Genomic DNA, 13,815 nt, shown 5'->3' with positions numbered 1-13,815 from the left:
CCGTCGCCTCCTCCATGCAATCTCCAATTGGTAGCGCGCCGATTCCGATTCAGTAGTTTCAACGTTTTGAGGATTCTGATTTGGGCTCCGTCTCATACCTTGACGGCTATCCATTGCTGCGGTCGCGCGACAGCGAGTTCGCGCGAGATCGTCTGTTTGCTGCCTATGGCGCCGACCGGTTTGACAAGCATGACGACGACTTCGCCATTCAGGCCAATCTTGCCCGCCTGAACGCGATCGGCCTCGCGTTCTGCGCCTATGATGGTGCGGCATCGCTGTCCTTTCCCGAATCGCAAATTCTCCGTCAGTTCTTCTCCATCCAGGGAGCCGCGGGCTTCGCGACGGGCGGGAGAAGCCAATCGATCGAGGCCTGGACGCCTCTGATCTCCGGAGACGCCAGGTTGGATCTCGATTTCGCGCCGGGCTATCGCCAATTGGTGCTGAGGATCGATACTCCTGCACTCGAGCGTTTGCTGAAGAGCCTGCTCGGCGACGACAGCGGCATGAACTTGCGCTTCGCTTCAAACGAGGGCGACCCGGCGCTGATGACGCAGGTCCGCCATGACGTCTTCAGACTTGCCGAGGAGCTGGAGAGGTTCGGGCAGGATTACTCGCCCATCGCCATCGCCGAGCTCGAGCGAGCGCTGATGGTTCGAATCCTTCTGGCGCATCGGCATAATTTCTCCGATCGGCTCCAACGCGCCGCGCCGTCTGCCAACCGCACTGTGATCGACATCGTGGAGTCCTATATCGAGGCTCACTGGGACGAACCTCTCGATCTCGAGAAGATCGCGAAAGTCGCCAATGTGAGCGTGCGGACGGTGTTCCGGGAATTCTCCGAGGCCGGACGGGGATCGCCGGGCCAGTTCGCGCGGCGCGTCCGGCTTTATCGCGCGGCAGAGCTGCTGCGACGGCCTGATGCGCAAACCAGCGTGCTTGCCGTGGCGTTCAAATGCGGCTTTCGAAATCTCGGCCGCTTCGCATCCGAATATCGTCTCGCCATCGGCGAGCTGCCATCCGAGACTCTGAAGAATGCGAGACGAAGGCAGTAAGGCACTCGTGAGCGGAACGACCCCGCAAATTCAATGATCCTCAGCCCTTCCCCATCGCCGCGATCGCATCCGCGATGGCGATGGTGCGGCGGGCCATGTCGGCGTGCAGGCGCTCCACCATCGCGCCATCGAGGCGGATCGCGCCGCGCGAGGCGTTCTCGGGCAGCTCGAAGGCTGCGATGATTTTTCGCGCGCGCGCGATCTCTTCTTCGGGGGGCGTGAAGATCGCGTTGCAGGCGTCGATCTGGGAAGGGTGGATCAGCGTCTTGCCGTCGAAGCCGAGGTCGCGGCCTTGCGCGCATTCGGTGGCGAAGCCGTCGGAATTGGCGATGTCGCTATAGGGACCGTCGAGGATCTCGAGGCCATGGGCGCGCGTCGCCAGGATGCAATGGGTGATCATCGGGATCATGGCGGCGCGGCCCGGCAGCATCCGGATCCGCGTCTCGCGCGAGATGTCGTTCGGGCCGAACACGAAACCGGACAGGCGCGTCCTGGGATCGCGACCCGCGGCGGCCAGCTCCTCGGCATGCAGCACGGCGCGGGCGGTCTCGATCATGGCCCAGACCTTCACCGTCGGCGCTGCGCCAAGCTCGGCGAGGCGGCGGCCGATGGCGTCGAGATCTTCGATGCTTGAAACTTTTGGAACCAGAATGCCGTCAGGCGATGCCTTGGCAGCCATGGCGACGTCGTCGGCCCACCAGGGCGAGTCGAGACCATTGGTGCGGATCAAAATCTCGCGCCTGCCAAAGCCCTTGGCGGCAATCGCGGCGGCAATTGCGTCACGCGCCAGCGCCTTGGCCTCGGGCGCGACGGAATCCTCCATATCCAGGATCAGGCCGTCGGCCGGGAGATTGCGCGCCTTCTCCAGCGCACGAGGGTTGGAGCCGGGCATGAACAGATGGCTGCGGCGCGGGCGGGTCATGCGGGCGTTCCTTCCGGTTTCCTCGTCTCTCTTCTGACCGAAGCCGATAGCACTTGGCCTGCCTGTTCGAAAGGCTTGTCCGCCTCTGCGGTATATGGTTAGGCATAGGCATGATGACATTCCCGAAGCATTTGCTGGAAGGCTACAAGGCCTTCGCCACCCAGCGGCTGCCGACCGAGCAGAACCGCTATCGCGAGCTGTCGGTGAAGGGGCAGTCGCCGGAAGTGATGGTGATCGGCTGTTGCGACAGCCGCGTCTCGCCCGAGGTGATCTTCGACGTCGGCCCGGGCGAACTGTTCGTGGTCCGCAACATCGCCAATCTGGTACCGACCTATCAGCCCGACGAGAACGCCCATGGCGTGTCGGCGGCGCTGGAATATGCGGTGACGGTGTTGAAGGTGAAGCACATCGTGGTGCTCGGCCACGCCCAATGTGGCGGCATCCGCGCCTTCGTCGACAAGATCGAGCCGCTGACGCCCGGCGACTTCATCGGCAAATGGATGCAGATGTTCATCAAGCCGGGCGAAGTGGTCGAGCAGCGCGAGCACGAGACCATGGCGCAATTCGTCGAGCGCATCGAGAAGGCCGCGGTGTTCCGCAGCCTGGAGAACCTGATGACGTTCCCATTCGTGCGCAAGGCCGTCGAGAGCGGCCAGATGCAGACCCACGGCGCCTATTTCGGCGTCGCGGAGGGATCGCTGTTCGTGCTGGACAAGGCGAGCAAGGAATTCAAGAACGCGCAAAGCGTGGCGTAGGCGATTTCGTAAACTCTCTGGTCAAACGAGATCGTCGTCCCGGACAAGCGCAAGCGCAGATCCGGGACGACGAAGGGAGTGGATGGAGCTTACGCCGCCTGCTTCTTCGCGCTGATCAGCTTGCGGTTGATCAGCACTTCCGCGATCTGGATCGCGTTCAGCGCGGCGCCCTTGCGCAGATTGTCGGACACGCACCACAGCACCAGGCCGTTCTCCACCGTCGCGTCCTCGCGGATGCGGCTGATGTAAGTCGCGTCCTCGCCGGCCGCCTCATACGGCGTGGCGTAGCCGCCGGGCTCCTGCTTGTCGATGACGAGGCAGCCGGGCGCCTTGCGCAGGATCTCGCGCGCATCGTCGGCGCTGATCGGATTCTCGAACTCGATGTTGACGGCCTCGGAGTGGCCGACGAACACGGGCACGCGCACGCAGGTGGCGGAGAGCTTGATCTTGGGATCAAGGATCTTCTTGGTCTCCGCCATCATCTTCCACTCTTCCTTGGTGTAGCCGTCCTCCATGAAGACGTCGATGTGCGGGATGACGTTGAAGGCGATGCGCTTGGGGAATTTCTTCGCGACCAGCTCGTCATTGGTGTAGACGGCCTTGGTCTGCGAGAACAACTCGTCCATCGCGTCCTTGCCGGCGCCCGACACCGATTGATAGGTCGAGACCACGACGCGCTTGATCGTCGCCTTGTCGTGCAACGGCTTCAGCGCGACCACGAGCTGCGCGGTCGAGCAGTTCGGGTTGGCGATGATGTTCTTCTTCTTGAAGCCTTCGGTCGCGCCTGCGTTCACTTCCGGCACGATCAACGGCACGTCCGGATCCATGCGCCAGGCCGAGGAGTTGTCGATCACCACGGCGCCGGCGGCGCCGATCTTCGGCGACCATTCCTTCGACACCGAGCCGCCCGCCGACATCAGGCAGATGTCGACGTCGGAGAAGTCGTAATGCTCGAGCGCTTTGACCTTCAGGGTCCGGTCGCCATAGGAGACCTCGACGCCGACGCTGCGGCGTGAGGCCAGCGCCACGACCTCGTCCGCGGGGAATTTGCGCTCATCGAGGATGTTGAGCATTTCCCGTCCGACATTGCCGGTCGCGCCGACGACTGCGACTTTGTAACCCATCGTTCACTCTCCGATGAAAAAGCCCGTTCCTGAAGCTGACGCTTAAACAGGAAGAGCAGCGCTTCTATGCGAGAACCGGCCCCAAGACAACGTTGGACCCCGCCCGAAGGCCGTGGATGCAATCGCCTGAGGCCAGCACGGCCGCCATCTCGACCCGGACCAGTCTCCATCTGGCGCTTGCAGCTTTCGCCGACGAGGTCGTGGGCACGCTGGCGCGCCTGTTCGCCTATGTGGGGGCGCTCGCCCTGCTGTCCATCCTTGGCCTTGCGGCGCTGAGCCAGCTGCCGGATCTGCGCGACGATGGGCCGGCGCCGAAACCGGGCTGGAGCGTGGCCGACCGCTCGCATCCGGCCTTTGCCCTCAGCCGGCTTGATTCATCAGAAAAAACAGCCTCTTACACCATCCTCCGGCATCCCGAAGGAGGCCGCCGGGACGTCATGCGCTGGACCAGCGAAGCGGACAAGCCGCTGGCTGAACTGGAGATTTACCGGGAGGGCGGCGAATTCGACGTGACCCGCCCGGCAACCGCGGACCTCGCCGTCCAGATGGGCCTCGGGACAGATACGCCGCTCGAGCAGGCCGGCCTGATCGACACGAAATTCGGCCCCGTGGCCCTGTTCAGGCCGATCGGCCTGACCGGGACGCCGTCCTGCCTCGGTTACCTCAAGCGCAACGAGGAGCCCGCCTTGCAGATCTCCGGCTTCTCCTGCCGGGGCGACACCCTGCCCGCCCAGCGCGCAGCGATTGCCTGCACGCTAAGCCGGCTGACGCTGCTGACCTCCGGCAACGAGCCGAAGCTGGCCGACCTGTTCGCCCATGCCGAGCGGAAGCGACGGGCCTGCGATTTTGCCGGCTCGCCGGACTGGCTGCTGGGCGCCGCGAACGCGCAATTGCGCGGGACGCTTTGACCGGCATCAAGCTCAAGTGGCTGGTATTGATGCAACTTTTGCCAGCGGGCCCGATTATTCCGAGCTGGTGTGACCCAATAGACCTAGTTGCAGTCGCCCCCGCCGGGCTAGTATGGGGTGAAATCGACTGGCGGTGCGCCGCCTGAAGGGGACGTGATGAGCTCGAAATTCTCTGCCAAATTGGCGACCTTGTTTGCAGCGGGCGCCGTGATTTCCATGTCCTCCGCCATTGGTTTGGCGACGCCGGCCTCGGCCGACACCAAGGTCAAGCGTTATGACGAGCGCGGTCGGCCCTATTACGGCCCGAGCGGCCCCAACGCGGTCTATCAGCAGGGCCGCACCCGCATCTATGTCAGCAAGCGCTCCTGGCTCGACGGCGGCACCGAGGTCAATCCGGGCGACCGCAAGTTCAGCGACTACGCCTTCCCGCCGGCGGTGGGCTATCCCTCCTTCGCCCGCGAGAATCTCAACCGCCCGATCGATCGCCAGCCGCTGTCGCCGCCGCAGGACGTCGGCGGCTATCCGCAGAATTTCCCGCTGTACTGAGCGGACGATCTTTCCGAATCGAATGGCCGGGCTCACGCCCGGCCTTTTTCGTTTCGCCTGATGCATCCGCCTTATGCATTGGCTGCCGGATCGTAGCGCCGACAAAACTCCTCGATCGCCTCGGAACGGAAATCACCGAGGCGCTCGAAGATGAGCGCATCCGGCCAATCCCACCAGGCGATGCGGTGCAGGCTCTCGGCAATGACGTCAGAGAAGCGCTTGCGGATGGGACGGGCGGGAACGCCGCCGACGATGGTGTAGGGCGCGACGTCGCGGCTGACGACGGCGCCGGCGGCGATCACCGCGCCGTCGCCGACCGTGACGCCCGGCAGCAGGATGGCGGCGTGGCCGATCCAGACATCGTTGCCGACCACGACGCGGTCGCCGCGACGGCCTGCGAAGAAATCGCGGTCGCGCGTCGCGCTGGCCTCGTAATATTCGGGGACATAGGTGAAGCGGTGCTGGGACGGCCGGCCCATTGGATGGTTCGGCGCACCGATCCGCACCGAATTGGCGATGGCCGTGAACTTGCCGATCACGGCGTCAGCGACGTCGCAATTCTCGCCGAGATAGGAGTAGTCGCCCAGCGAGGCGTATTCGATGCGCGTGCCCGCGAGGATCTCGCAGCGTCGCCCGATCTGTGCCTCGCGCTGGCGCACCGTTTCATGGATGATGGTTTCCGCGATCTTGGGGCGGGGTGAGGCATCCATGAGGGAGCTCCGAGTGCAGGTGCCGTAGCAACCATTAAAGCGGCGCCCGATTGCCTTGAGCATGACGCCGCGCTTGCCGAGCCGTCATTCCGGGGCGGCTCGCAGAGCCGAACTCCGGTGCGCAATTGCGCACCTGAGAATCTCGAGATTCCGGGTTCGATGCTTCGCATCGCCCCGGAATGATGAGGATCAATCTTAAGCGTGCAGCTTCTGCAATTCCTTCAGGATCGCTTCGCCCATCTGCGTGGTGGAAGCAGCCGTGGTGCCCTCCGACTTGATGTCGGCGGTGCGCAGGCCGCTGGCGAGCACCGCGGCGATCGCGGCGTCGACCTTGTCGGCGAGATCGCCCATGTCGAAGGAATAGCGCAGCGCCATGCCGAAGGACGAGATCATCGCGATGGGATTGGCGAGGCCCTTGCCGGCGATGTCGGGCGCCGAGCCGTGCACGGGCTCGTACAGCGCCTTGCGCTTCTTGGTCTTGACGTCGACCTCGCCGAGCGAGGCCGAGGGTAGCATGCCGAGCGAGCCGGTGAGCATCGCCGCGATGTCCGACAGCATGTCGCCGAACAAATTGTCGGTGACGATGACGTCGAACTGCTTCGGCCATTTCACCAGCATCATGCCGCCGGAATCGGCGAGCTGATGCTCGAGCGTGACGTCGGGGTATTCGCGCTTGTGAACCTGGGTCATGACCTCGTTCCAGAGCACGCCCGACTTCATGACGTTGCGCTTCTCCATCGACGTCACCTTGTTCTTGCGCTTCCTGGCAAGCTCGAAGGCGACGCGACCGATGCGCTCGATCTCATAGGTGTCGTAGACCTGGGTGTCGATGGCGCGCTTCTGGCCGTTGCCGAGATCGGTGATGGTCTTGGGCTCGCCGAAATAGACGCCGCCGGTGAGCTCGCGCACGATCATGATGTCGAGGCCTTCGACCGCCTCGCGCTTCAGGCTGGAGGCATCGGCCAGCGCCGGATAGCACACGGCGGGACGGAGGTTGGCGAACAAAGCGAGATCCTTGCGCAGGCGCAGCAGGCCGGCTTCGGGGCGCACCTCGTAAGGCACGGCATCCCACTTCGGACCGCCGACTGCGCCGAAGATCACGGCGTCGGCGTCCTTGGCCTTGGCCATGTCGCCCTCGGAGATCGAGACCTTGTGCGCGTCATAGGCCGAGCCGCCGACGAGGCCGGTGTCGGTCTCGAACCTGGCGATCCCGGCCGAATTGAGCCAGTCGATCAGCCGCTTCACCTCGCCCATCACCTCGGGGCCGATACCGTCGCCGGGAAGCAGCAGCAATTTGTGGGTCGCCATGGTCGTCACCTTTTCGATCCTCTCTCGTCATTCCGGGACGCGAGCAAAGCGAGCAAGCCCGGAATCCATCGGGCGCCAGCGCAAGCGGGGAAATGGATTCCGGGTTCGCGCTGCGCGCGCCCCGGAATGACGGTCGGCCGGAGTGCTAGAGCGGCGTTGCGCGCTTGGCAAGACACCATTGCCGCCTCACGGCTGTGCAAGCCGGGCGGGGCCTGCCACATTGGGCGGGCCGGAGTACCCCCTTGCACGCACCTGACCGCCCGCCCTACGCGCATCCCGCACGGCTGATCCTGACGCTGTCGCTGGCCGCCACCGTCGGGCTCGGCATCGGCCGCTTCGCCTATGCGCTGGTGCTGCCCGACATGCGCGAGACCCTTGGCTGGTCCTACTCGGCGGCCGGATTCATGAACACCATCAATGCCGTCGGCTATCTCGTCGGCGCGCTGGTGGCCTCCCGCCTGATCCAGCGGGTCGGCTGGGCGGCCGCGATCCGCGGCGGAACCGTCGCCTGCGTCGCCGCGCTCGCCACCTGCGCGCTGACGGGAAATTTCGTCGCGCTGAGCCTGGCGCGCCTCGTGCTGGGTCTCGGTGCCGCGGCCGGCTTCGTCGCCGGCGGTGCGCTCGCCGCCACCATCGCCCAGTCGCGGCCTGAACGAGCCAATTTCCTGCTCAGCCTGTTCTATGCCGGACCCGGCATCGGCATTCTGTCCTCCGGACTGATCGCCCCGTTCACGCTGCAATATTTCGGGCCGGGCTCGTGGTGGATCGTGTGGTGGGCGCTGACGCTGCTGTCGGTCGCGATGACCGTGCCGCTGTTCCTGATCCGCATCGAAAGCGGCGCGCGTTTCTCGGAAGGCAGCCACGCCTCGTTCGCGCTTCCGCCGGTGCTGATTTATCTGGCCAGCTATTTCCTGTTCGGCGCGGGCTACATCGCCTACATGACCTTCATGATCGCCTATGTGCGCGACGGCGGCGGCGGGGCCGCGGCGCAGGCGGCGTTCTGGAGCCTGATCGGCCTGTCCGCCTTCGTCACGCCCTGGGCCTGGCGCGGCGTGCTGGCGCTCGATCGCGGCGGACTTGCCACCGCCATCATCCTCGGCACCAACGCAGCTGGGGCGGCGCTGCCGATGCTCGGGCATTCGCCGGCATGGCTCGCGGTCTCGGCGGTCGTGTTCGGCGTTGCCTTCTTCGCCGTGGTCGGCTCGACCACCGCCTTCGTGCGCTTCAACTATCCGCCGCAGACATGGCCGACCGCGATCGCGGCGATGACGATCTCGTTCGGCGTCGGTCAGACGCTGGGGCCGATCGTGGTCGGCGCGATCACGGATGCGCTGGGAAGCTTGTCGTATGCACTGAATGTATCGGCCGCGCTGCTGGCGCTCGGGGCGGCGGCGGCGTTGTGCCAGAGGAAGGTGGGGCCGAAGGCTTAACCGTCATTCCGGGGCGCGCGTAGCGCGAACCCGGAATCCAGAGATTGCGGCGCAAGATTCCGGGTTCTCGCTTCGCGAGCCCCGGAATGACCGCCTTGATCAGCTCCCGCTGAACGAATTGTATCCCTGGTCTTCCCAATAGCCGCCCTTGTAGTCGTTGGTGACTTCCATCGAGACCACGTATTTCGGGTTCTTGAAGCCGAGCTTGGTCGGCACGCGGATCTTCATCGGGAAGCCGTAGGCGCGCGGCAGGATCTCATTGGCGTATTTCAACGTCATCTGGGTCTGCGGATGCAGCGCGCTACGCATGTCCAAAGGCGAATTGTAGCCGTCCTTGTCGGCGCACTGGAACCAGACATATTTCGCGCGCGTGTCGGCGCCGATCAGTTTCAGGAAATCGCGCAAGGGCGTGCCGGTCCAGCTGCCGATCGCGCTCCAACCTTCGACGCAGATGTGGCGCGTGATCTGCGTGACCTGCGGCAGCTTGTAGAGCTCGTCCAGCGTCCAGGACTTCTTGTTGTCGACGAGGCCGCGCACCTCGAGCTTCCAGTCTGCGGCCGAGACCTCGGGCGCATCGTCGAGATCGTAATAGGCGTTGAACGGGAACGGCTTTGTGATCGCGCTCTCGGGGAAGGTCGGCGCCAGCGCGTCCGGATTGAAGATGAAGGACTGCACCGCGTCGTTGAATTTCGAGACCTGCGCCAGCAGCGTATCGGCCGAGGACGAGTCGACGACGTCGCAGCCAGTCAGCAGCGTCAGCGCCCCCAGGCTGGCGCCGCCCGCGATGAAGCGGCGACGCGTAAAATCCGGCATCGTCTTGATAGCGTCCTTGATGAGCAACCGCTTGTCGACGCCGGGGATCAGGAACGAACGCTTGGCCATCGCTATTCTCCTTATCGCCCGATGATCATTGCGCGCAGGCTCTTCGGCACCAAGAGCGCGAGCAGGACGTGAATGACGAGGAAGGCGCAGATCGCGGCCATGCAGAAGAAGTGGACGTAGCGCGCGGTCGGATAGTCGCCGAACAGCATCACGAGGTAATAGAGCTGCACCGGCTTCCACATGCCGAGGCCGGAGAGCACGATCAGCACGCCGACCACGATGATGCCGGCATAGAGCAGGCGCTGCACGTAATTGTAGACGGTGATGTCGTCATGGCCGAGCTTGAAGGTCAGGGCCGCCCTGACGTCGTGGAGCACGCCTGAGGCGGTGATCGGCAGCAGCTTCTTGCGGAAGCGGCCGGTGACAAAGCCGGTGACGAGATAGGCGAGGCCGTTGATCATCAACAGCCACATCGCAGCGAAGTGCCAGAGCAAGCCGCCGCCGAGCCAGCCGCCGAGCGTGTACTCGCGCGGAAAACTGAAGCCGAACAGCGGCGAGGCGTTGTAGATCTGCCAGCCCGACAGGATCATCAGGATCATGGCAAGGGCGTTGATCCAGTGCATGACCCGCACCCAGGCTGGCTGGATCAGTTTGGCCGGGGTGGCCCTGACCTGCTCGTCGGTGACTGTGAGGCTCGCCATGATGGTTCCGTCCTGATCGTTCCGTCGTGTTCGTTCCGTCCTGGAGATCGTGTATCGGTAATTATACGCCGGGCCGCCGGTTTTCGTTACGCCCCGCCAGCCATCGAATCGATGCCGTCAGGCTATTGTGGTCACAAAAAAGCGAGCCGGGTATCCCCGGCTCGCGGTCCGAAATCATCCTGTTCGGGGATGAAACAGGATGGCGCGGTGTTACGACGCCGGCATCAGCACGGTGTCGACCACATGGATGACGCCGTTGGACTGGTTGACATTGGAGATCGTCACCATCGAGGTACCGCCCTTGGCGTCCACGATCCAGACCTTGCCGTCCATCTTCTTGACCGTCAGCTCCTCGCCTTCGGCGGTCTTCAGCTTCTTGCCGTCGGTGAGAGCGGAGGCCTCGAGCTTGCCGGGCACGACGTGGTAGGTGAGGATCTTGGTCAGCGTCGCCTTGTTCTCGGGCTTGACCAGATTGTCGACGGTGCCGGCCGGCAGCTTGCCGAAGGCGGCGTTGGTCGGCGCGAACACCGTGAACGGGCCCTTGCTTTCCAGCGTCGGCACCAGGCCGGCCGCCTTCACCGCCGCCACCAGCGTGGTGTGGTCCTTCGAGTTGACCGCGTTCTGGACGATGTTCTTCGAAGGGAACATCGCGGCGCCGCCGACCATGACGGTCTTTTCCTCGGCGCTGGCAGGCGCGACGACGGTCGCGGTGATGGCGAGGGCGCTGAAGGCGGCGGCAGCGAGATAGGCAATGCGCTTCGACATGGAAAGTCTCCCGATTGGATTGTGACCGGCGATGGCCGGCGTTGAGTTGGGGCAACAACCGCGACTGCGACAGGGTGATGCAGCAGTGCCGTCGTTGGACCGAACTACGGGAGGGTTTGGCGCGCGGTTTCGGAGAAAAATTCTTTGTGATGGGTGAAACTATGCGGCGGGATGTTCGTGTACTCGATCCGCCGTCATTGCGAGGAGCCCTTGCGACGAAGCAATCCAGGAATGTCTCCGGGGAGACAGTCTGGATTGCTTCGCTTCGCTCGCAATGACGGCGTGTGGCCCAGATGGAGCGCAGCGTAGTCCGATTCTCAATCCCTGTTGTTCGGCGTCTGGATGAAGCCGCGATTATGCGTCGGGCTGATCAGCACTTCGTTGATGCAGACTCGCGCCGGCATGCTCGCGATGAACGCGATGGTGCGGCCGAGATCTTCGGGTTGGAGCATCTTCGCCTGCTCCTCCTCGCTCGGCACCACCGGGCGCAGCTTCAGGATCGGCGTCGCCACCTCGCCCGGCATCAGGCAGCAGGCGCGCAGGCCGTTGACGCACTCGTCCATGTTGAAGGAATGGGTCAGGGCCAGCACCGCATGCTTTGTCGTGGTGTAGGCCGGACCCGGCATCTTCGAGACGTGACGGCCGGCCCAGGACGAGACGTTGATGATCGCGCCGTCCTGCTGCTTGCGCATCGTCGGCAGCACGGCGCGCATGCAGTAGAGCACGCCGTTGAGGTTGACCTGGACCAGCTTGTCCCAGCCCTCCAGTTCCATGTCCTTCCAGCTCCGCTTGGGCACATTGATGCCGGCGTTGTTGACCAGCAGGTCAATGCGGCCGTGCCTTGCGACGATCTGGTCGGCCGCCTTCTGGGCTGCGGCCGCGTTGGAGACGTCCAGCGCAATCGCCTCGGCCGCCCCGCCGTCCGCAGTGATCTTCGCCACCACGGCATCCAGGGCGTCCTTGCGCCGGCCCGAAACCACCACCGTCCAGCCGTCGGCTGCCAACGCCTCGGCGCCGGCCTCGCCGATGCCGCTGCCACCGCCCGTTACCCAGGCCACGCGTTTCCCACCTTTGGTCATGCAAACTGTCTCCGTTGCTTCATCGGGGCGGTTTTTGCTAATCCAGCCCTCGGTTTTGACCGGCCCTGTCAGACTTGCGGTCGAGGAAATCTTGCATGAACCCAGCAGCCAACGCCAACCTGTTTTCCCGCCTGTTCGACGGCCTCGACGATCCCAAGCGCCTGGCGATCGAGACGCATGACGGCGTCCATATCAGCTATGGCGACCTGATCGCGCGTGCCGGGCAGATGGCGAACGTGCTGGTTGCCCGCGGCGTCAAGCCCGGCGACCGCGTCGCCGTGCAGGTCGAGAAATCGGTCGCCAATATCGTGCTTTATCTCGGCACGGTGCGGGCCGGCGCGGTCTATCTGCCGCTCAACACCGCCTATACGCTGAACGAGCTCGACTACTTCATCGGCGACGCCGAGCCGTCGCTGGTGGTGTGCGATCCCTCCAAGGCCGAAGGCCTCGCCCCGATCGCGGCCAAGGTGAAGGCCAAGGTCGAAACGCTCGGCGCCGACGGCAAGGGCTCGCTGACGGAGGCCGCGGACAAGGCCAGCTCCGAATTCGCAACCGTCTCGCGCGCGAACGACGATCTCGCCGCGATCCTCTATACCTCCGGCACCACCGGCCGCTCCAAGGGCGCGATGCTCAGCCACGACAACCTGGCATCGAACTCGCTCTCGCTTGTCGACTACTGGCGCTTCACCGACAAGGACGTCCTGATCCACGCGCTGCCGATCTATCACACCCACGGCCTGTTCGTGGCGACCAACGTGACGCTGTTCGCCCGCGCCTCGATGATCTTCCTGCCGAAGCTCGATCCGGATCTCATGATCAAGCTGATGGCGCGCGCCACGGTGATGATGGGCGTGCCGACCTTCTACACCCGCCTGCTGCAGAATCCCGCGCTGTCGAAGGAGACTACCAGCCACATGCGGCTGTTCATCTCGGGCTCTGCGCCGCTGCTGGCGGAGACTCATCGCGAATGGTCGGCGCGCACGGGCCATGCGGTGCTCGAGCGCTACGGCATGACCGAGACCAACATGAACACGTCGAATCCCTACGACGGCGAGCGGGTGCCCGGCGCGGTCGGTTTCCCGCTGCCCGGCGTTTCCGTGCGCGTCACCGATCCCGAGACAGGAAAAGAGCTGCCGCGCGACGAGATCGGCATGATCGAGGTGAAGGGCCCGAACGTCTTCAAGGGCTATTGGCGCATGCCGGAGAAGACCAAGTCCGAATTCCGCCCCGACGGATTCTTCATCACCGGCGATCTCGGCAAGATCGACGCCAAGGGTTACGTCCACATTCTCGGCCGCGGCAAGGATCTCGTCATCTCCGGCGGCTTCAACGTCTACCCGAAGGAAATCGAGAGCGAGATCGACGCCATGCCCGGTGTGGTCGAGTCCGCCGTGATCGGCGTGCCGCACGCCGATTTCGGCGAGGGCGTCACGGCGGTGCTGGTGCGCCAGCCCGGCGCGAGCATCGACGAAGCGGCCGTGCTGAAGGGCCTGGACGGACGCCTTGCGAAATTCAAGATGCCCAAGCGCGTCTTCGTGGTCGACGAGCTGCCGCGCAACACCATGGGCAAGGTGCAGAAGAACATCTTGCGCGAGACGTACAAGGATATTTACGCGAAGAAGTGAGAAGGGCCCCGCTCTCTCACCCGTCATTGCGAGGAGCCCTTGCGACGAAGCAATCCAGAATCTTTCCG

At 64.3% G+C, this 13,815-nt stretch carries 14 protein-coding genes; 6 read left to right on the top strand and 8 right to left on the bottom strand.

Going from position 1 to position 13,815, the window contains the following annotated elements:
- Positions 1 to 80 precede the first annotated feature (80 nt).
- The gene (locus P6U31_RS01605) at positions 81 to 1,052 is read left to right on the top strand and encodes an AraC family transcriptional regulator (protein WP_407186548.1); all 972 of its coding nucleotides are present in this window, start codon (positions 81 to 83) and stop codon (positions 1,050 to 1,052) included.
- Between the two features lie 40 nt (positions 1,053 to 1,092).
- Here the strand turns inward: P6U31_RS01605 and P6U31_RS01600 are convergent, their stop codons facing one another.
- Positions 1,093 to 1,974, bottom strand: coding sequence for an HpcH/HpaI aldolase/citrate lyase family protein (locus P6U31_RS01600; RefSeq protein WP_407186547.1), 882 nt, complete (start codon positions 1,972 to 1,974; stop codon positions 1,093 to 1,095).
- Positions 1,975 to 2,084: 110 nt separating this feature from the next.
- Between P6U31_RS01600 and P6U31_RS01595 the strand changes: the two genes are divergently transcribed.
- Positions 2,085 to 2,729 carry a carbonic anhydrase gene (locus tag P6U31_RS01595; RefSeq protein WP_407186546.1) on the top strand — a complete coding sequence of 215 codons (645 nt, stop codon included), beginning with the start codon at positions 2,085 to 2,087 and terminating at the stop codon, positions 2,727 to 2,729.
- 89 nt (positions 2,730 to 2,818) lie between these two features.
- On the opposite strand, the gene P6U31_RS01590 is transcribed toward P6U31_RS01595, so the two are convergent.
- Complete coding sequence (locus P6U31_RS01590) at positions 2,819 to 3,853, bottom strand: aspartate-semialdehyde dehydrogenase (protein ID WP_407186545.1); 1,035 nt, start codon at positions 3,851 to 3,853, stop codon at positions 2,819 to 2,821.
- A 116-nt stretch (positions 3,854 to 3,969) separates the two neighbouring features.
- Here P6U31_RS01590 and P6U31_RS01585 point away from each other — a divergent pair, with 116 nt between their 5' ends.
- Both P6U31_RS01585 and P6U31_RS01580 read left to right on the top strand, forming a co-directional pair.
- On the top strand, positions 3,970 to 4,761 hold the full coding sequence (locus tag P6U31_RS01585) for a hypothetical protein (protein ID WP_407190062.1): 792 nt from the start codon (positions 3,970 to 3,972) through the stop codon (positions 4,759 to 4,761).
- Positions 4,762 to 4,917: 156 nt separating this feature from the next.
- Positions 4,918 to 5,307 (top strand): hypothetical protein, encoded by a 390-nt coding sequence (locus P6U31_RS01580; protein WP_407186544.1) that lies wholly within the window; start codon positions 4,918 to 4,920, stop codon positions 5,305 to 5,307.
- A gap of 71 nt (positions 5,308 to 5,378) precedes the next feature.
- Here P6U31_RS01580 and P6U31_RS01575 read toward each other — a convergent pair whose 3' ends face one another.
- Both P6U31_RS01575 and leuB read right to left on the bottom strand, forming a co-directional pair.
- Positions 5,379 to 6,017: a DapH/DapD/GlmU-related protein gene (locus tag P6U31_RS01575; RefSeq protein ID WP_407186543.1), complete on the bottom strand. Its 639-nt coding sequence runs from the start codon at positions 6,015 to 6,017 to the stop codon at positions 5,379 to 5,381.
- 195 nt (positions 6,018 to 6,212) lie between these two features.
- The gene (leuB, locus tag P6U31_RS01570) at positions 6,213 to 7,325 is read right to left on the bottom strand and encodes a 3-isopropylmalate dehydrogenase (protein WP_407186542.1); all 1,113 of its coding nucleotides are present in this window, start codon (positions 7,323 to 7,325) and stop codon (positions 6,213 to 6,215) included.
- 242 nt (positions 7,326 to 7,567) lie between these two features.
- Between leuB and P6U31_RS01565 the strand changes: the two genes are divergently transcribed.
- Positions 7,568 to 8,755 carry a YbfB/YjiJ family MFS transporter gene (locus tag P6U31_RS01565; RefSeq protein ID WP_407186541.1) on the top strand — a complete coding sequence of 396 codons (1,188 nt, stop codon included), beginning with the start codon at positions 7,568 to 7,570 and terminating at the stop codon, positions 8,753 to 8,755.
- Positions 8,756 to 8,854: 99 nt separating this feature from the next.
- Here P6U31_RS01565 and P6U31_RS01560 read toward each other — a convergent pair whose 3' ends face one another.
- From P6U31_RS01560 to P6U31_RS01545, 4 genes are all read right to left on the bottom strand, one after another.
- Complete coding sequence (locus P6U31_RS01560) at positions 8,855 to 9,637, bottom strand: molybdopterin-binding protein (protein ID WP_407186540.1); 783 nt, start codon at positions 9,635 to 9,637, stop codon at positions 8,855 to 8,857.
- An 11-nt stretch (positions 9,638 to 9,648) separates the two neighbouring features.
- A complete protein-coding gene (locus P6U31_RS01555; protein ID WP_407186539.1) occupies positions 9,649 to 10,278 on the bottom strand; it encodes a cytochrome b/b6 domain-containing protein in 630 nt (209 codons plus the stop codon).
- A gap of 210 nt (positions 10,279 to 10,488) precedes the next feature.
- The gene (locus P6U31_RS01550) at positions 10,489 to 11,043 is read right to left on the bottom strand and encodes a fasciclin domain-containing protein (protein WP_407186538.1); all 555 of its coding nucleotides are present in this window, start codon (positions 11,041 to 11,043) and stop codon (positions 10,489 to 10,491) included.
- A gap of 317 nt (positions 11,044 to 11,360) precedes the next feature.
- A complete protein-coding gene (locus P6U31_RS01545; RefSeq protein WP_407186537.1) occupies positions 11,361 to 12,122 on the bottom strand; it encodes an SDR family oxidoreductase in 762 nt (253 codons plus the stop codon).
- Between the two features lie 95 nt (positions 12,123 to 12,217).
- Between P6U31_RS01545 and P6U31_RS01540 the strand changes: the two genes are divergently transcribed.
- Positions 12,218 to 13,747: a malonate--CoA ligase gene (locus P6U31_RS01540; RefSeq protein WP_407186536.1), complete on the top strand. Its 1,530-nt coding sequence runs from the start codon at positions 12,218 to 12,220 to the stop codon at positions 13,745 to 13,747.
- Positions 13,748 to 13,815 lie beyond the last annotated feature (68 nt).

Source organism: Bradyrhizobium centrosematis (genome assembly GCF_045571495.1).
GTDB classification, from domain to species: domain Bacteria; phylum Pseudomonadota; class Alphaproteobacteria; order Rhizobiales; family Xanthobacteraceae; genus Bradyrhizobium; species Bradyrhizobium centrosematis.
Note: the sequence above shows the minus strand (reverse complement) of the source record. Positions and strands in the feature narration are given on the sequence as shown.